This is a genomic window from Streptomyces sp. AK010, assembly GCF_014207295.1.
GTDB lineage: Bacteria > Actinomycetota > Actinomycetes > Streptomycetales > Streptomycetaceae > Streptomyces > Streptomyces massasporeus.
This window is the reverse complement of sequence record NZ_JACHCX010000001.1, coordinates 620249-637706: the sequence shown is the minus strand read 5'-3', so window position 1 is coordinate 637706 and position 17458 is coordinate 620249. Positions and strand designations below refer to the sequence as shown.

Annotated in this window: 14 protein-coding genes and 1 pseudogene; 10 read left to right on the top strand and 5 right to left on the bottom strand. The window is 70.7% G+C overall.

Annotated elements, in window-relative coordinates; translation table 11 throughout:
• Positions 1-211: 211 nt before the first annotated feature.
• From HDC93_RS02900 to HDC93_RS02880, 5 genes are read left to right on the top strand one after another with little or no spacing between them, the layout of a single operon-like run.
• Entirely contained in the window at positions 212-1348 is a 1137-nt protein-coding gene (locus HDC93_RS02900; protein WP_311774473.1) for a tyrosine-type recombinase/integrase, read from the top strand.
• A gap of 38 nt (positions 1349-1386) precedes the next feature.
• Positions 1387-1806 carry an HNH endonuclease signature motif containing protein gene (locus tag HDC93_RS39570; RefSeq protein ID WP_185006799.1) on the top strand — a complete coding sequence of 140 codons (420 nt, stop codon included), beginning with the start codon at positions 1387-1389 and terminating at the stop codon, positions 1804-1806.
• A gap of 30 nt (positions 1807-1836) precedes the next feature.
• On the top strand, positions 1837-3144 hold the full coding sequence (gene pcaC, locus HDC93_RS02890; RefSeq protein WP_185006797.1) for a 4-carboxymuconolactone decarboxylase: 1308 nt from the start codon (positions 1837-1839) through the stop codon (positions 3142-3144).
• Between the two features lie 34 nt (positions 3145-3178).
• Positions 3179-3814, top strand: coding sequence for an MBL fold metallo-hydrolase (locus HDC93_RS02885; protein WP_185006795.1), 636 nt, complete (start codon positions 3179-3181; stop codon positions 3812-3814).
• A 43-nt stretch (positions 3815-3857) separates the two neighbouring features.
• On the top strand, positions 3858-4637 hold the full coding sequence (locus tag HDC93_RS02880) for an exodeoxyribonuclease III (protein ID WP_185006793.1): 780 nt from the start codon (positions 3858-3860) through the stop codon (positions 4635-4637).
• 118 nt (positions 4638-4755) lie between these two features.
• On the opposite strand, the gene HDC93_RS02875 is transcribed toward HDC93_RS02880, so the two are convergent.
• Positions 4756-6537 (bottom strand): SGNH/GDSL hydrolase family protein, encoded by a 1782-nt coding sequence (locus HDC93_RS02875; protein WP_185006791.1) that lies wholly within the window; start codon positions 6535-6537, stop codon positions 4756-4758.
• A gap of 217 nt (positions 6538-6754) precedes the next feature.
• Between HDC93_RS02875 and HDC93_RS02870 the strand changes: the two genes are divergently transcribed.
• Together HDC93_RS02870 and HDC93_RS02865 are read left to right on the top strand one after the other, a co-directional pair.
• Positions 6755-7162, top strand: a complete 408-nt coding sequence (locus HDC93_RS02870) for a DUF6278 family protein (protein WP_185006789.1) — start codon at positions 6755-6757, stop codon at positions 7160-7162.
• Positions 7163-7302: 140 nt separating this feature from the next.
• Complete coding sequence (locus tag HDC93_RS02865) at positions 7303-8046, top strand: amino acid ABC transporter ATP-binding protein (protein ID WP_185006787.1); 744 nt, start codon at positions 7303-7305, stop codon at positions 8044-8046.
• Positions 8047-8269: 223 nt separating this feature from the next.
• On the opposite strand, the gene HDC93_RS02860 is transcribed toward HDC93_RS02865, so the two are convergent.
• Together HDC93_RS02860 and HDC93_RS02855 are read right to left on the bottom strand one after the other, a co-directional pair.
• Positions 8270-9838, bottom strand: coding sequence for a CocE/NonD family hydrolase (locus HDC93_RS02860; protein ID WP_185006785.1), 1569 nt, complete (start codon positions 9836-9838; stop codon positions 8270-8272).
• A gap of 115 nt (positions 9839-9953) precedes the next feature.
• On the bottom strand, positions 9954-10718 hold the full coding sequence (locus HDC93_RS02855) for a hypothetical protein (protein WP_185006783.1): 765 nt from the start codon (positions 10716-10718) through the stop codon (positions 9954-9956).
• 104 nt (positions 10719-10822) lie between these two features.
• Between HDC93_RS02855 and ggt the strand changes: the two genes are divergently transcribed.
• On the top strand, positions 10823-12631 hold the full coding sequence (gene ggt, locus HDC93_RS02850) for a gamma-glutamyltransferase (protein ID WP_185006781.1): 1809 nt from the start codon (positions 10823-10825) through the stop codon (positions 12629-12631).
• A 74-nt stretch (positions 12632-12705) separates the two neighbouring features.
• Here ggt and HDC93_RS02845 read toward each other — a convergent pair whose 3' ends face one another.
• Entirely contained in the window at positions 12706-15240 is a 2535-nt protein-coding gene (locus HDC93_RS02845; protein WP_185006778.1) for an ATP-dependent Clp protease ATP-binding subunit, read from the bottom strand.
• 179 nt (positions 15241-15419) lie between these two features.
• Positions 15420-16187 carry a type I methionyl aminopeptidase gene (gene map, locus HDC93_RS02840; protein ID WP_185006776.1) on the bottom strand — a complete coding sequence of 256 codons (768 nt, stop codon included), beginning with the start codon at positions 16185-16187 and terminating at the stop codon, positions 15420-15422.
• Between the two features lie 32 nt (positions 16188-16219).
• Here map and HDC93_RS02835 point away from each other — a divergent pair, with 32 nt between their 5' ends.
• Positions 16220-16471: a helix-turn-helix domain-containing protein gene (locus HDC93_RS02835; RefSeq protein ID WP_185006774.1), complete on the top strand. Its 252-nt coding sequence runs from the start codon at positions 16220-16222 to the stop codon at positions 16469-16471.
• 98 nt (positions 16472-16569) lie between these two features.
• A pseudogene (locus tag HDC93_RS38075) lies at positions 16570-17458 on the top strand (hypothetical protein); the annotation flags it as partial.

Sequence of the window (17458 nt, the reverse complement as noted above, 5' to 3'; positions counted from 1 at the left end):
TGGAGCAGTAGCGGATGCAGTAAATGGCGCCGCAAACCCGCAGAGAACGGCACCGTCTGCTGGTGCCTTGATGGCCGCGGCGTCCCTTCCCTGAAGCGTTGCGGCCCTCCGTCAATGTGGAATTTTCATGGCCTAAGGAGAGTGAGTAACCCTGTCCGATCCGATCAAGAAGTTGCCACCGAACGCGAAGGGGCAGATCCGGTACCGGTTCGTGGTCGATGTAGGCATCGACCACGCCACCGGGAAACGCAAGCAGCTAACTCGTACATTCGGCACGCTGAAGGAAGCGAAGGCCGAGTATGCCCGCATCACCAACCGTCGCCAGGAAGGGACGCTCGCACCGCCGAATAAGGTCACCTTGAATGAATGGCTCGACCAGTGGCTGGCCATGAAGGCTGACGACTTGGAAGAGACCACTATTTACAACTACCGCATCACCCTGGACCGGGTGCGGGGGAAGTTGGGCAACATCCGTCTTCAGGAGCTCACTGAAGAGGACGTAGAAGGGTGGATGCACTGGGCTCTGAAGCACGGGCGCGTACGCGGTGGAAGGGCCGGAACTCCGCTCGGAGTGACGAGCGTGGACATGAGCCTTGCTCGGCTGAAGGACGCTCTCAACCGAGCCGTGACGCGTCGGCTGGTGACCATGAACGTGGCCCAGCACGTGACTATTCCGCGAAGGGCGCGCAAGGAAGAACGGAAGAAGAAGGAGGAGGTGAAGCCCTGGAACGTCAAGGAGGTTCAGAGATTCGTTCAGGGCGTCAAGGGGGAACGGCTCTACGCTCCGCTCCTGCTGTCCCTCATTGGTCTACGTCCGGCTGAAGTCTGTGGGCTCCGGTGGGAAGACGTCGACCCGGACAACGCCACGATCACCATAGCCAATACGCGGACCATGATGGGCAATCGCTACGTCGTGGAGAAGGACACCAAGTCTCTGGCCGGTGAACGGGAACTCCCGTTGCCGGCTCCGGTGCTGGCTGCGCTCAGGTCGTTCAAGGCCCTCCAGGCCAAGGAGAAGCTGGCTCTGGGTGAGGCATACGCAGAGTCCGGCTATGTCCTGGTGCACGAGACCGGAGAAGCCTTCACGATCAAGCAGCTCCGTCGACGCGCGTACCGGCTCATGGTGATCCTTGGTCTCCGCCGAGTTCGTCTTTATGACGCTCGTTCGTCGTGCCTCACGTACCTGGCCAACAACGGCGTGCCGGATCACATCCTTGCGCGGTGGGCTGGACACACGAATGTGAAGACCACCAAGAAGTGGTACGTGAAGCCCGACGTAGAGGATCTTCGCGAAGCCGCCACCACGTGGGATGGCCTGCACGGTGTTGCGACTGAGGGGCAAGCGTGAGTCAGGCGGCCTACCGACCGAGCGACCTGCCCAGCCGTATGGCAGCCAAGATCGAGGTGGGCCCGGAGACCGGCTGCTGGCTGTGGACCGGTAGCTGCAACGGGGAGGGGCAGTCAGGTTACGGCCAAGTCTCCTACGAGGGAAAGACACAGCTTGTCCACCGTGTGGTGTTCAGGTTGTTGGTCGGTGAGATTCCGGAGGGCTTCCAGGTGCGTCATGCCGATCCTTGGGGACGGCACTTTACGCTTTGCTGCAACCGAGACCACCTGGAAGCCGTGCCAAAGAAGGAAGCTCTGCGGCGCAGGGACTGGGAGAGCGCGCGAGCCAGGAGGACGCACTGTCCCCACGGCCACGCGTACTCATCGGAGAACTCGTATCTGGATCCCCGAGGGTTCCGGCAGTGCCGGACGTGCCGCGCCGAGAGGGTCAGGAGCCGTCGGGTTCCTCGGGCTGTGTGAGATTTCGTGATACGTGAGAGGGTCTGAGGCGTGAGTGAGACACCGTCGAACACCCTGCAATACCGCTTTGACGGGCCAGAAGACGCTCCGGTCCTGATCTTGGGTCCCTCACTGGGTACCACATGGCACATGTGGGACCGCCAGATCCCCGAGCTGATCAAGCAGTGGCGCGTCTTCCGGTTCGACCTGCCCGGCCACGGCGGCGCCCCCGCGTACCCGGCGGGGGCGGTGGGTGACCTCACCACGCGGCTGCTGGCCACCCTCGAAGGGCTCGGCGTCCACCGCTTCGGCTACGCGGGCTGTGCGCTCGGCGGCGCCGTCGGCATCGAGCTGGCCCTGCGCCACCCGGAGCGTCTCGCCTCGCTCGCGCTGATCGCGACCTCGCCGCGCTTCGGCACGGCAGACGAGTTCCGGCAGCGGGGCGTGATCGTCCGCACGAACGGCCTCGACCCCATCGCCCGCAGCGCGCCCGAGCGCTGGTTCACCGGCGGGTTCGCCGCCGCGCAGCCCGCGATCACGGAGTGGGCCGTGCAGATGGTGCGCACCACCGACCCCGGCTGCTACATCGCCTCCTGCGAGGCGCTCGCCTCGTTCGACGTCCGTCCCGAGCTCGGGCGGGTCGGTGTGCCGACCCTGGTCCTGGTCGGCTCGGACGACCAGATCACCGGCCCCGCCGAGGCCCGCACGCTGGTCGCGGGGATCCCGGACGCCCGCCTCGCCGTCGTCCCCGGCGCCTCCCACCTGGTCCCGGTGGAGCAGCCCGCGGCCGTCACCGACCTGCTGGTGCGGCACTTCTCCACCGCCTGGCAGCCCGCGTTCGAGACCTCCACCGGCCAGAACGTCCTGCCCCCGGTCGCCCTCAAGCCGGTCCTGTCGACCGCCCCGCCGCAGCCCCCGCAGACCGGGCCCGTCGCCGAGATCGCCCCGGTCGCCGTACCGCCGCAGGCGCAGGGGCGGCCCGACCCGTACGACGCGGGGATCAAGGTCCGCCGCGAGGTGCTGGGCGACGCGCACGTCGACCGGGCGCTGGCGCAGGCCGACGAGTTTGCCGGGGACTTCCAGGAGTTCATCACCCGCTACGCCTGGGGCGAGATCTGGGACCGTCCCGGCCTCGACCGGCGCACCCGCAGCTGCGTCACCCTCACCGCCCTGGTCGCCGGTGGGCACCTGGACGAGCTGGCCTTCCATACCAGAGCCGCCCTGCGCAACGGACTCACCCCGGGCGAGATCAAGGAAGTGCTGCTCCAGGCGGCCGTCTACTGCGGCGTCCCCGCCGCGAACAGCGCGTTCAAGGTGGCCCAGCAGGTCATCCGCGAGGAGACCACGCCGCAGGAGTGAGCCTGCCCACGGGCCCCGAGGGAGGATGGAGACCATGAAGCTCACGAAGAAGTCGCACGCCTGCGTCCGCCTGGAGAAGGACGGCCGGACACTCGTCCTCGACCCCGGCGGGTTCAGCGAGGAGGACGCAGCGCTCGGCGCGGACGCCATCCTCGTCACCCACGAGCACCCCGATCACTTCGACGAGCTCCGGCTGCGCGCCGCGATGGAGGCCGATCCGGCCGCCGAGATCTGGACCCTCAAGGCGGTCGCCGAGAAGATCTCCGCCGCTTTCCCCGGCCGCGTCCACACCGTGGGCCACGGCGACACCTTCACCGCCGCCGGTTTCGACGTCCAGGTCCACGGCGAGCTCCACGCGGTGATCCACCCGGACATCCCGCGCATCACCAACGTCGGTTACCTCGTCGACGGCGGCACGGTCTTCCACCCCGGCGACGCCCTCACCGTCCCCGACCACCCCGTCGAGACGCTGCTGCTTCCGGTGATGGCCCCCTGGAGCAAGATCTCCGAGGTCATCGACTACGTCCGCGAGCTGAAGCCGCGGCGCGCCTACGACATCCACGACGCCCTGCTCACCGACCTGGCCCGCCCGATCTACGACCGGCAGATCGGACAGCTCGGCGGCTCCGAGCACCTGCGGCTCACCCCGGGGGCGTCGGCGGACCTCTGACGCCGGGACGGCGTTGTCAGACCCGCCGGGTAGGTTGTGGGGCATGCGCATCGCGACCTGGAACGTGAACTCGATCACCGCCCGCCTGCCGAGGCTCCTGGCCTGGCTGGAGAGCAGCGGCACGGACGTGCTGTGCCTCCAGGAGGCCAAGGTCGCCGAGGAGCAGTTCCCGTCGGAGCAACTGCGCCAGCTGGGCTACGAGTCGGCGGTCCACGCCACCGGCCGGTGGAACGGCGTGGCGGTGCTCTCCCGCGTCGGCATCGAGGACGTCGTCAAGGGCGTGCCCGGCGACCCCGGGTTCGACGGCTCGGTGGAGCCCCGCGCCATCTCGGCGACCTGCGGCCCGCTCCGCGTCTGGTCGGTCTACGTGCCGAACGGCCGTGAGGTGGACCACCCGCACTACGCCTACAAGCTCCAGTGGTTCGAGGCGCTCAAGGCCGCCGTCGCCGGTGACGCGGCGGGCAGCCGCCCCTTCGCGGTGTTGGGCGACTACAACGTGGCGCCGACGGACGACGACGTCTTCGACCCGGCCTTCTTCGAGGGCTCCACCCACGTCACCCCGGCCGAGCGCGCGGCCCTGGCTTCCCTGCGTGAGGCGGGCCTGTCCGACGTGGTCCCGCGCCCCCTCAAGTACGACCACCCGTTCACGTACTGGGACTACCGCCAGCTCTCCTTCCCGAAGAACCGCGGCATGCGCATCGACCTGGTGTACGGCAACGCGCCCTTCGCGAAGGCCGTCAGCGACGCGTACGTGGACCGCGAGGAGCGCAAGGGCAAGGGCGCGTCCGACCACGCGCCCGTGGTCGTGGACCTGGACGTCTAGGAGTGTCCTGAAGATCTTGGGATTGCGCCCGGCTAGCACCGGTTCGTGGCGATTGGCATTTACCGGCAATCCGGGGCGATCCCGGCGGCCGGAGCAAGATCTTCATCGGTTTTCTGGACTAGGGCCTGTCGCCCCGGGGCCGCAGCAGCCGCAGGTCGACCGAGTCCGCCAGGGCCGCCAGTCCCGTGTCGCCCGGATGCAGATGGTCCCCGCTGTCGTAGGCGGGGAGCATCCGGGCGGGCCGCCCGGGATCACGGACCACCGCGTCGAAGTCGAGCACGCCGTCGAAGACCTCGCCGTCGCGGATCCACGCGTTCACGGCGACCCGCTCGGCATCGACGGCGGCCGTGCACCGCGCCTCGCCCTCGCAGGGCAGGATCGTCGCCGCGAGCATCCGCAGGCCCCGGGCGTGCCCGCGCGCCGCGAGCTCCCGCAGCCCCGCGATCACCTGCTCCGCGGAGGTGCCCCACCGCAGGTCGTTGATGCCCTCGAAGACGACGGCCGTACGGTGCGACGGCTGGGCGAGGACGTCCCGGTCGAAGCGGTGCAGGGCGCTCACCCCGGCCGTGTCCGTGGACACCCCGTCGCCGGGGTACCGGTCGGTGACCACGCGGTTGCCCGAGACGCCCAGGTTCAGCACGCCGTAGCGCGGGACGGCGTCCTGCCTCAGGAGCCGGCCGGCCAGCACGTTCGGCCAGCGCCGGTTGGCGTCCATCGTCGACTTGTCCCCGTCGGTGATCGAGTCCCCGAGCAGCACCACCGACCCGGGCCCGCCGCTCACGTCGACCCCGGCGAGCAGCGGCCAGCGGGTGATCACCGAGGTGTACGCCCCGGCGGCGCCGTCCGCCGTGTGGTCGCCGGGCTCGCTGACGTAGGAACGCTGCTGCGCGAGGCCGTGCACGGGCGCCGCGGCCACCGTCCCGGGCAGATGGAAGCTCACCAGGAGATCGGTGTCCGCCGGGACAGAGAAGCCGAGCGGATCGCTGTACGCCTGTGTCCCGGCCGGGATCGTCACGCCCGCCGCACCGCCGAACGACAGCGCCACCGGTGTGCTCCGCGAGGCCGCGCCGGTCGCCTGCACCGCGACCGTGGCGCTCCCGATCCGTACCGGAGCCGCCGCGAAGGTGTTGTCGAACCGCACCCGCACCCGGGGCCCGCCGGCCGAGGTGTGCACGACCAGTCGCAGGGTGCGGTCCGTCCAGGGGCCCACGGCGGCGTAGCCCCCCGTGGCCGTAACCCAGCTGCCCGTCCAGCCCTGCGTGGCGGTCCGTACCGAGACCGCGAAGACGTGCAGACCGGCCGCGCTGGGCAGCCGGACGGAGGTGACCGCGCGGCCCGGGACCAGCGGCACCGTCACGACGTACAGGCGGGCCTGCCGGGCGAGTTGGCCGCCCGGCGTGTTGATGTGCGGCAGAGCCACCGCCTTGGTCGCGAGCGGCCCGGTGAGCCAGTCGGGCGCGGTCAGCCGGTACCCGGAGCGGGTGCCGTTCGCGTACGTGACCGTGCCCGGGCCGCCCACCTCGGTACCGGCGGTGCCCGCCACCAGGAAGGCCAGGGCGTCGCCGCGCCCCGTTACCCGGACGTCCTGCCCGGCGGCGCGGACGTTGTTCCGCTCCCCGGGCTGCCGCTTCGGCCAGGTCAGCCGGGCGCCCTGCACGGTGAGGACGCGCCCGGGCGTCCAGCCCGCGGCGCTGAGGTCCCGCGTTGGCAGGGATGCGCCGGAGCCGTCGAAGTCGGCTCGGCCGGGCGAGCTGTCGTCGCTGACGGCCACGTTGTCGAACAGCCGCTCAAGCGGCACCGGCGCGGCCCGTCCCTCCCCGGCGGCATGCGCCGCCACCGCCGGGACCAGCGACCCGCACAGGGCCAGGACGACAAGGATCACCCGGACACATCGGCGCACGGCCGACTCCTCCCGCTCACACACGACGCGACAACACCAAACGCAGGGACGGAACCGCAGAGGCAACGACGGACGAGACGCAAGACGCACGGTGAAGTTAGGGAGGCAGGAGTGACCCGTCAACGCGCGCCGCGTGAACTCGGCCTGAACTCGACCGGGATCGACGGGTCCGCGCGCCCTGTGGTGCGTACGGCGGTACGAATGACACGCTGGACGTATGAACATCCCCTTCCTGGGCAACCGGCGCCAGAAGGTCGGGGTCCCCGATCCGGCAGGCATCGCGGAACTCCTCGCCGAGTGTGAACTGCTCCGCTCCCAGGCGTCCCGGGCGGGTGTCCGGCTGGACGACACGGCTGCCTCGCTGGAGGCGCTCGACCAGCTCCTGCCGCGCTGGCGGGACGACGAGGACACCCTGACCTGGCTCGGCAACGACGCCGGTCTCTACCTGGGCAGCGTCATCGTGCGCACCGTCGAGGGCGCCGCCTGGAAGATCCGTCCCGACGGGCAGCCCGTCGTACGCCTGGACTCCGGCCGCGAGTTCGACGTCGTCGACTCCGGCCACGAGTGGGCCGCGTACGGGGTGCCCGAGCTGTCGCAGCTGTACGCGGAAGTCGCGGAGTCGTGAGCCCCATGGCCACAACCTTTGGCCCAAAGTCAGACGTAAATACGGCTAATGATCGAAAAGTGCGTGTCGCCCGACAAGTTCGATCTTGCCTGGATACGTTGCGGCAACCACCACACAGCTGAGAGTGAGTAGGGCTGAGCATGGCCGTCGAGCCGCTGATCGAGCTGCGTGACGTCAACAAGCACTTCGGGGAGCTGCATGTCCTGCAGGACATCAATCTCACCGTCGGCCGGGGAGAGGTGGTCGTGGTCATCGGCCCGTCGGGGTCGGGAAAGTCGACCCTCTGCCGGGCGGTCAATCGCCTGGAGACCATCGAGTCCGGGGAGATCGTCCTCGACGGACAGCCGCTGCCGGAGGAGGGCAAGCCCCTCGCGCGGCTGCGCGCGGATGTCGGCATGGTCTTCCAGGCCTTCAACCTCTTCGCCCACAAGACCGTCCTGCAGAACCTCTCCCTGGGGCAGGTCAAGGTGCGCGGGCGCAAGAAGGAGGACGCCGACAACCGCTCCCGTGAACTCCTCGACCGGGTCGGCGTCGCCGACCAGGCGGACAAGTACCCGGCGCAGCTCTCGGGCGGTCAGCAGCAGCGGGTGGCCATCGCCCGCGCCCTGGCCATGGAGCCCAAGGCGATGCTCTTCGACGAGCCGACCTCGGCCCTGGACCCGGAGATGATCAACGAGGTGCTGGAGGTCATGAAGCAACTGGCCCGCGACGGCATGACCATGATCGTCGTCACCCACGAGATGGGCTTCGCCCGTTCGGCCGCCAACCGCGTCGTCTTCATGGCCGACGGCCGGATCGTCGAGGACCGCACCCCTGACGAGTTCTTCACCAACCCCACCAGCGACCGCGCCAAGGACTTCCTCTCCAAGATCCTCAAGCACTGAACGGGCAGGCACCGGACGGCTCATCGGATCGGACCTCGACTACGATGTGCCCTTCATCCCTGTCGGAGAGGGGGACTTCGCCGAAGGCCGCCGATCCCGCCGGGGAAGAGCAGACCGCCCGCCCGGTCCGCGGGGCCATTCCCGCCGGGTGCGGCCCCCACGGCCCGAAGGCCACGGGGGCGGCGGTTCACATCGGCCAGGCCCGTCCGGCGGCAGCCGGAGATCACTGCTCGCGCAGCGGAACCGACACGTACGACGGGTCGTTCGCCGGCGAGGAGAAGGTCAGCTGCGCGCCGGACGGGTTGTGCTCGATGTAGAGCGGGTCGACCGTGTCGACGACCAGGGCGAGGCGATGCCCGGCCGGGACGTCGAAGGCCGTGGAGTACAGCTCCAGGTCGACGCCGAACGGCCTTCCGGGGGTGCGCCCGTGGAAGGTGTACGGCGCGTGGGTGACCAGCTTGCCGAGGCCGAGCGGCCCCACGTCGTACAGGTACGCGACGAGGGTGCCGCTCTCCTTGGTCGGGGTGAGGGTGGTGTGCAGCTTCGTCGTTCCGCGCACCTGCCCGGCCGTGGCCGACTTCTGCGACTGCCACACGGCGGCCCAGCGGCGGGGGAGCAGCGGGATCGAGGCCATCGGCGGCAGCTGGGCCGCCTGGTCGAGGATGCTGGACAGGAAGACGACACCGCCGTCCGCACCCGAGTTCACGTTCGCGCGGATCGTGGTCGTGCCTTTAAGAGCGATCTTCCGGTCGGTCGCGGCGACCGACTTCCAGTCCGGGTAGCCCTCGTAGCCGCCGGAGGAACGGGACTTGAGCTGGACGGGCTGCTCGCGGTCGATGCCGTTGTCCTCGCCCCTGAGGTGGTGGTCGAACCAGCGACCGGTGTCCTTCCAGACGTCGTTGGGCAGTCCGAACAGGCCGGTCAGCTCGGCGGTGGCGTGGTCTCCGGGCCGCATCTCCAGCCGCTTCGGGCCGGTCAGCTTCTCGTAGAAGTCGGCGTACTGGTTGGGCGGGAAGACGCTGTCGCCCCAGGCGTTGGCGAGCATGATCGCCGCGCCGTTCTCGTTGATCCGGTCGACATAGGTCGCAGCGGAACGTTTCTTCCCCCAGGCGATGAGCTCCGGTTCCTTCGCCAGGTTGGAGCTGTAGAAGTCGTTGAAGGTCTGCCGGAGTTCCGCACTCTGGCGGCCCGTCACCACGCTCGCGCCGTCCAGCAGGGCGGCGGCCTGGAGGTGCTGGGTTCGCCCGGCGTATATGGAGCCGATCAGGTCGGCCCAGCCGCTGAGCGAGGCGACCGCCTTGATCCGCTTGTCGTGCGCGGCGGTGAGCAGGCTGATGCCCGCGCCGTAGGAGACGCCCGCCATGCCGATGTGCCCGGCGTCGGCGGGGGTGTGGGCGAGCGCCCAGTCGATGACCTTCGACGCGTCGGCGACGTCGGGTGGGCCCGCCACTTCTATCTCGCCGCCCGACTGCCAGAAGCCGCGCACGTTGTAGGTGACCACGACGTACCCGGAGTCGGCGAGCTTCTGCGCCTGGGCCAGGTACTCGACCTGGGGGAGACCCCAGCTTGTGGGCATGACGAGCAGCGGGTAGCGGTCGCTGTCGCGGGCCCCGGCCGGGGTGACGACGTTGGCCTTGAGGACGGTGCCGCCGTCGCCGGCGATGTCGACGAAGCGGACGGGGTTCGGGGCCGCCTGGGCGGTGGGGGCGAATCCGAGGGCGGTGCCGGCGGCCAGGGTCGCCGAGACGGCGCCTACGGCGGTGGTGCGCAGGGCCTTGCGGTGGGGTCCCACGGTCACTCCTCACTCGTGTAAGTGCAAAGTGACCGAAAGGTAACCTCAGCCTCTTACCAGGGGTAACCCGTCGGTAAGTTACGTGCCAGTAACGATTGTTGAGCAGTGGAGGAACTCAGGAGGACCGGTGGGAGTTGCGTGGAGCGGCGGGGGTCGCGGCGGGCAGCGGGGTCTGCGCGGGCCGCGTCACGTCCTCCACCAGTTCGACGACGTCCGGGCCGTACGCCTGAGAGTTGATCACCTTCAGCAGCAGGACGAACGAGCTGTTGCCGTACTTGCGGGTCAGGCGCTCGTGGTTGCGGGCCAGGTAACGCGTGGTCGCCTGGTTGGTGATCGACGTCTGGCCGCAGAACAGGAACACCGGACGGGTGTTCTGGCTGCGCTCCGCCGTGAGCCGGGCCAGCAGCGCGTACTCCTCCCTGCCGTTCTCCACGCGGTAGCGCTCCGTGCCCACGAGGAACGAGCCGCGATCCGGGCCCGGTTCGGAGTCGACGTTCACCCGCACCCCGGGCAGGAGGGAGGACAGATGGGCCGCCATCCGGCGGTTGGACGCCGGGCCGCCCACGCAGAACTCGGTGCGCTCCCCGAAGCCCTGGCGTGCCGTGTCGTGCGGGAGTATCTGGGCGTGGGCGTTGCAGTCCTTGATCAGCGCGGCGAGTTCGAGCAGCGCGAACACGTCGTAGCGCATCACCGCGAGTTCGGGTCCCGTCGCGCCCCGGTTCACCACCAGCAGGGACTCGGAGTTGTCCGGAAGCCCGAAGAACGCCTGCTTCCGGCGGAGCTTGCGCCGCCACAGGTAGGTGCGGGCCACCCAGCCGAGCGCGGCACTGATGCCCGCCGCGACCACACCCAGAACGATGTTGCGCACGTCGTCATTCATGGGCGCGCATGGTAGCGGGCCCGACGCACCAGTGTTCGACGCCTGCCTGACGCGGCCATGGCGATGAATTAAGCTGCGCGGACGGCCTTTGACTGGAGGTGCGGATGCGTCGCCCTGTCGCGCGGAATCTGACGGTCCTGGCGGTTTCGGCCGCCGTGGTGGTGTCGGTGGGAGCGGCGGCGCCGCCACCCGCCGCACAGAGCGCCGGCGGTGAGAAATCCCCGCTGGCCGTCGGCTACGGGGGTGCCGTCTCGAGCGTCGATCCCGACGCCTCCGCCGCAGGCATCGAGGTCTTGAAGAAGGGTGGCAACGCCGTCGACGCCGCCGTCGCCACGGCCGCCGCGCTCGGCGTCACCGAGCCCTACTCCGCCGGCATCGGCGGAGGCGGCTATTTCGTGTACTACGACGCCAAGTCCCGTACGGTACGCACCATCGACGGCCGCGAGACCGCCCCGCTGAGCGCCGGCAAGGACCTGTTCCTCGAGAACGGCAAGCCCCTCGCCTTCGCCGACGCCGTCAGCAGCGGCCTGAGCGTCGGCACGCCGGGCACGCCCGCCACCTGGCAGACGGCGCTCGACCAGTGGGGCAGCAAGCGGCTCGCCAGTGTCCTGAAGCCGGCCGAGCGGCTGGCGCGCGACGGCTTCACCGTCGACGAGACCTTCCGCTCGCAGACGGCGTCCAACGAGGCCCGTTTCCGCTACTTCCCGGACACCACCGACCTGTTCCTGCCGGGCGGACGGCTTCCCGTCGTCGGCTCCACCTTCAAGAACCCCGACCTCGCCCGCACGTACGCGGAGTTGGGGCACAAGGGCGTCGACGCGATGTACCGCGGCAGGCTGGGCCAGGACATCGTCGACACGGTCGACAAGCCACCGGTCGATCCCGACTCGGGCTGGAACGCCCGGCCCGGCGACCTGACCGCGAAGGACCTGGCGGCCTACCGCACCAAGCTCCAGGCACCCACCCGGACCGCGTACCGCGGCCTCGGTGTCTACTCCATGGCACCGTCCTCCTCCGGCGGTACGACCGTCGGTGAGGCGCTCAACATCCTGGAGCGGACCGACCTGCCCAAGGCGAGCAAGGCGAAGTACCTGCACCGCTTCATCGAGGCGAGCCGGATCGCGTTCGCGGACCGGGGGCGCTGGGTCGGTGACCCGGCCTTCGAGGACGTGCCGACGAAGGAACTGCTGTCGCAGCGGTTCGCCGACTCGCGCGAGTGCCTCATCAAGGACGACGCGGTGCTCACCAGTCCCGTGGCGCCGGGGGACCCGCGCGACCCCGCGCGCTGCGGCTCGGGGGACAAGGCGGCCCCGACGACGTACGAGGGCGACAGCACCACGCACCTGACGGTGGCCGACAAGTGGGGCAACGTCGTCGCCTACACCCTCACCATCGAGCAGACCGGCGGCAGCGGGATCACCGTCCCCGGGCGGGGCTTCATCCTCAACAACGAGCTGACGGACTTCTCCTTCGCCCCGGCGAACCCTGCCGTGCACGACCCCAACCTGCCCGGGCCCGGCAAGCGGCCGCGGTCGTCGATCTCGCCGACGATCGTGCTGGACCGGCACCACCAGCCCGTGGTGGCGCTGGGGTCGCCGGGTGGCGCGACGATCATCACGACCGTTCTGCAGACGCTCACCGGGTTCGTCGACCGGGGCCTGCCGCTGGTCGACGCGATCGCGGCGCCCCGGGCGAGTCAGCGGAACGCGGCGCAGACCGAGCTGGAGCCCGGGCTGTACGACAACGCCGAATTGAGGAAGCAGCTCGAGGCGATCGGGCACTCGTTCAAGGCGAACCCGGAGATCGGTGCGGCCACCGGTGTGCAGCGGCTGCCGGGCGGCAAGTGGCTGGCAGCCGCTGAGACCGTGCGGCGGGGTGGGGGGTCGGCGATGGTGGTGCGGCCCTCGCGTTGACGGCCGTGTGGGGGTGCGTGGGGGCTGGTCGCGCCCACGGGGCGGGAGTCGCACATCGACATGGCCCCGCGCCCCTAACGGGGCGCTGCGGGACTCTGCGTCCGGAACATGAGTTTCCCGTCCTCCACGTCCACCGTCACCTCGCCGCCTTCGTCGGCCCTGCCGTCCAGCAGCAGCCGTGACAGTTCGTTGTCCACCTCGCGCTGGATCGTGCGGCGGAGCGGGCGGGCGCCGTACTCCGGCTGGTAGCCGCGTTCGGCCAGCCATTCCACCGCCCGGTCGGTGAAGGTCACCGTGATGCCCTTGTCCTGCACCAGGGACCGGGTGCGGTCCAGCAGGAGGTTGGTGATCCGGCGCAGCTGCTCCGTGGTGAGCTGGCGGAAGACGACGATCTCGTCGATGCGGTTGAGGAATTCCGGGCGGAAGTGCTCGCGCAGCGGGCGCAGGATCTGCTCGCGGCGGGCCTCCTCGTCCGCGTCGGCGCCGCCCGCGGCGAAGCCCGTCTGGGCGCCCCGGCGGGTGATGGCCTCGGAGCCGAGGTTGCTCGTCATGACGATGACGGTGTTGCTGAAGTCCACCGTGCGGCCCTGGGAGTCGGTCAGCCGGCCGTCGTCGAGGACCTGGAGCAGGATGTTGAAGACGTCCGGGTGGGCCTTCTCCACCTCGTCCAGCAGGAGCAGCGAGTACGGGTGACGGCGCACGACCTCGGTGAGCTGGCCCGCCTCCTCGTGGCCGACGTAGCCGGGCGGTGCGCCGACCAGCCGGCTGACCGTGTGGCGCTCCTGGTACTCGCTCATGTCGAGCCGGACCATGCGGTCCTCGCTGCCGAACAGGGCCTCGGCGAGCGCCCGGGCCAGTTCGGTCTTGCCGACGCCCGTGGGGCCGAGGAACAGGAAGCCGCCGATCGGCCGGTCGGGGGCCGCCAGCCCGGCGCGGGAACGCAGCACCGCGTCCGACACGACCCGCACGGCCTCGTCCTGGCCGACCACCCGCTGGTGCAGATGCTCCTCCAGCCCCAGCAGACGGTCCTTCTCCTCCTGGGTGAGGCTGGCGACCGGGATGCCGGTCTGCCGGGACACCACCTCGGCGATCGACTCGGCCCCGACCACCAGGTCCTGGCCCTCGTCGACCTCGCTGTCGCCGCCGGCCTCGGTGATCCGCTGCTTCAGCTCCACGATCCGGTCGCGCAACTGCGTGGCCTGCTCGTAACTCTCGTCCGCTACGGCCTGGTCCTTGTCCCGGGTCAGCTGCTCCAGCTCCCGCTCCAGGGCCCGTACGTCCGTGCCCTTGGTCCGGGCCCGCAGCCGCACCCGGGCACCGGCCTGGTCGATCAGGTCGATCGCCTTGTCGGGCAGGCGGCGGTCGGTGAGGTAGCGGTCCGACAGCTCCACGGCCGCGACCAGGGCCTCGTCGGTGTACCGAACCTGGTGGTGGGCCTCGTAGCGGTCCTGGAGGCCGCGCAGGATCTCGATCGCGTCCGCGGGCGTCGGCTCCGGCACCATGATCGGCTGGAAGCGGCGGGCCAGCGCCGCGTCCTTCTCGATGCGGCGGTACTCCTCCAGCGTGGTGGCGCCCGCGATGTGCAGCTCGCCCCGGGCGAGGGCCGGCTTGAGGATGTTCCCGGCGTCCATCGAGCTGCCGTCGCCGCCACCGGATCCGGCGCCCACGACCGTGTGCAGCTCGTCGATGAAGATGATCAACTGGTCGGAGTGGGCGCGGATCTCGCCCACGATGTTGTTCATCCGCTCCTCGAAGTCACCCCGGTAGCGGGTGCCCGCGACCACGCCCGTGAGGTCCAGGGCGACCACGCGGCGCCCGAGCAGCACATCGGGCACGTCCGCCTCGGAGATGCGCTGTGCCAGCCCTTCCACGATGGCCGTCTTGCCGACTCCCGCGTCACCGATCAGCACCGGGTTGTTCTTGCCGCGGCGGGAGAGGACCTCGACGGTCTGCTCGATCTCCTGGTCCCGGCCGATCACCGGGTCGATCCGGCCCTGCCGGGCCAGCTCGGTGAGGTCACGGCCGTACTTGTCGAGGGTCGGGGTGTTCGTCGGGCGCGGGCGCTCGGACTGGGGGACCTCCGGCGCCTCGGACGGCTCGGAGGGGGCGAAGCGGGCCGCGTTGAGGATGTGCCCGGCGGCGGAGTCGGGGTTCGACGCAAGGGCGCTCAGCACGTGCTCCGGGCCGATGTAGCCGTAGCCGCGGGCCCGGGCCATGTCGTGCGCGTCCAGCAGGGCCCGCTTGGCGGCCGGGGTGAGGGAGAGCGCGGTCGGCGGCGGGGCGTCGTCCGGGGCGTGCTGGGCCGGCCCCGACCGGTCGTCGATCTGCGACGCCAGCGAGTCGGGATTCGCACCGGCCTTGCTGAGCAGGGTGCGGGTGGGTTCGGTGGCGAGCGCCGCCCGCAGCAGATGCTGGGTGTCGAGGTCCCGGCTGCCGTGCTCGGCGGCGTACTGGGCCGCGCCGCGGACGAGCTCCCGGGCCGGCTGACTCAGCAGCCGCCCGAGATCGATCTGCCGGGGACCGGGACGCGGTCCGCCGAAGAACCGTGCGAGGAATTCTCCGAAGGGATCCGAGCCGTAGCCCTCCGGGCTGGTGAAGCCGCTGCTCATGGGCCTTCCGTTCCCGGCGTCCCCGGCGCGCGGGCGGGGGACGCCCTCGCTGGTCGACGTGCCGGGGTCGGGTAACCCGGGTGGCAGCCGGTTACACCTGGGGCGCGCTCGTAGAACACCTTCGCACGATCGTCGGCGAGGGGCACCTTTGGGGTGTATCCGGGTAAATCCGGCATCGGTCAGCGTGCGGTCAGGATCCTCGGTCCCGTGTCCGTGATCGCCACCGTGTGCTCCGCGTGGGCCGCGCGGGAGCCGTCGTTCGTCTTCAGGGTCCAGCCGTCGGGAGCCGCGTGGTAGGCGTCCGTGCCGCCCGCGACGACCATGGGTTCGATCGCCAGCACCATGCCGTGCCGCAGCCGCATGCCCCGCCCCGGGCGGCCCTCGTTGGGTACCCCGGGGTCCTCGTGCATACGGCGGCCGATGCCGTGGCCGCCGAAGCCGTCCGGGATGCCGTAGCCCGCGCCGCGGCAGACCGTGCCGATCGCGTGGGCGATGTCGCCGATCCGGTTGCCCACGACGGCGGCCTCGATGCCGGCCGCGAGGGCCCGCTCGGCGGTCTCGATCAGGCGGAGGTCCGCCTCACGCGGGGTGCCGACGACGAAGCTGAGCGCCGAGTCGCCGACCCAGCCGCCCAGTTCGGCGCCGAAGTCGATGGAGACCAGGTCGCCGTCGCGCAGACGGTAGCGGGTCGGGACGCCGTGCACGATCGCGTCGTTGACCGAGACGCACAGGACGGCGGGGAAGGGGGTCGGCGCGAAGGACGGCCGGTATCCCAGGAAGGGCGAGGTCGCGCCCGCCTCGCGCAGCACGCCGTGCGCCACCTCGTTCAGCTCCAGCAGGGATACGCCCACGTCGGCGGCCTCCTGTGCGGCCGTCAGGGCCCGGGCGACGACTTGGCCCGCCTCGTGCATCGCGTCGATAGAAGTGTCTGTCTTCAGCTCCACCATGCCAATTATTATACCGGTATTAGAATGGGGGCATGGTGCGCACCCCTCTCACCCCCGAAGAGCGCGAACGCGGCGAGCGGCTCGGCAAACTGCTGCGTGAGGCGCGTGGTGGCCGGAGCATGACGGAGATCGCGGCGAGCGCGGGCATCTCCGCCGAGACCCTCCGGAAGATCGAGACCGGCCGGGCCCCGACCCCGGCCTTCTTCACCGTGGCCGCGCTGGCCGGAGTCCTCGGGCTGTCCATGGACGATCTGGCCGGGCAATGCGTGCTGGTGCCCCTCTGAGGAACCCGCGCCGCGTGTGAAAACTCCCCGTAGCACGTCCGTAACACGACTGGTGTTGCCTACGGGGCGGAATGCTCCGGCCTCACGGGAGTTGAGCGATGGCGGCGGATCAACTCCCGGCTGAAGTCGGCGAGTTCGTGACCTACCTGGACGGCCTGCTGGCACGCCTCGATCCGTCCGGCGGCTGGTGCGCGGTGTTCTGGCAGCGCGACCCGGAGGGCATGCGGGCCTGCCTCGAGGGGCGTGACGTGCCGCCCTGGGACGTGGTCGAGGCGCTGCTGCAGGACCTCACCGGGCAGTACGGCCCGGGCGGAGCCGGCCCGGAGACGGAGCTCGCCCGCGCCCTGCACGCCGCCGCGCTCGCCGTGCACGACACCCGGCCCGGGGGCCGCGACGCCCTCGGCGACCGCCTCGACGTCATGCTCCGCGACCAGAAGTACGCCGCCGAACGCCAGGCCGCCCTCGCCCGCCACCTGACCTCGGCCACGACCCCCGAACAGGCCGACGCCCTGCGCCTGGACCTGGCCTGGGCACGCGACGACCACGAACGCGCCGCGGCCCGCTGCGAGGAGCTCCGGGCACGGCTGGCTCACGTCGACCGGCGCGAGCGGGGGGTGGTCCCCGTGGAGTGGGGAGAGCGGGGTGTGCCCCCGGCGGGGTGGGGCGACGGCGCCGGACTGCGTGGTGCCGGGACGGCATCGCCGGTTGGCGCTCCGCAGCGCGGCGGCACGGGCTCGACCGCAGGGGCGACGGGCCGGTACGGCGCTGCCGACCCGGAGGCCGGGGGGCCCGGCGGGCACCACCCGGTCGTCCGAGGCGTTTCCGGAGAGGCGGCCGCTGGTGTCGCACCCGACCCGGCCCCGGGACCCTCAGGCCGCCCCGGCTCCGTCGCCCGCGAGACCGGATGGCCCGCCCGACAGCACCCGCAGAGCCGTAGCGCCTTCGGAGAACCCGCCGCCGGTGCCACATCCGAGGGGTTCTCCCACC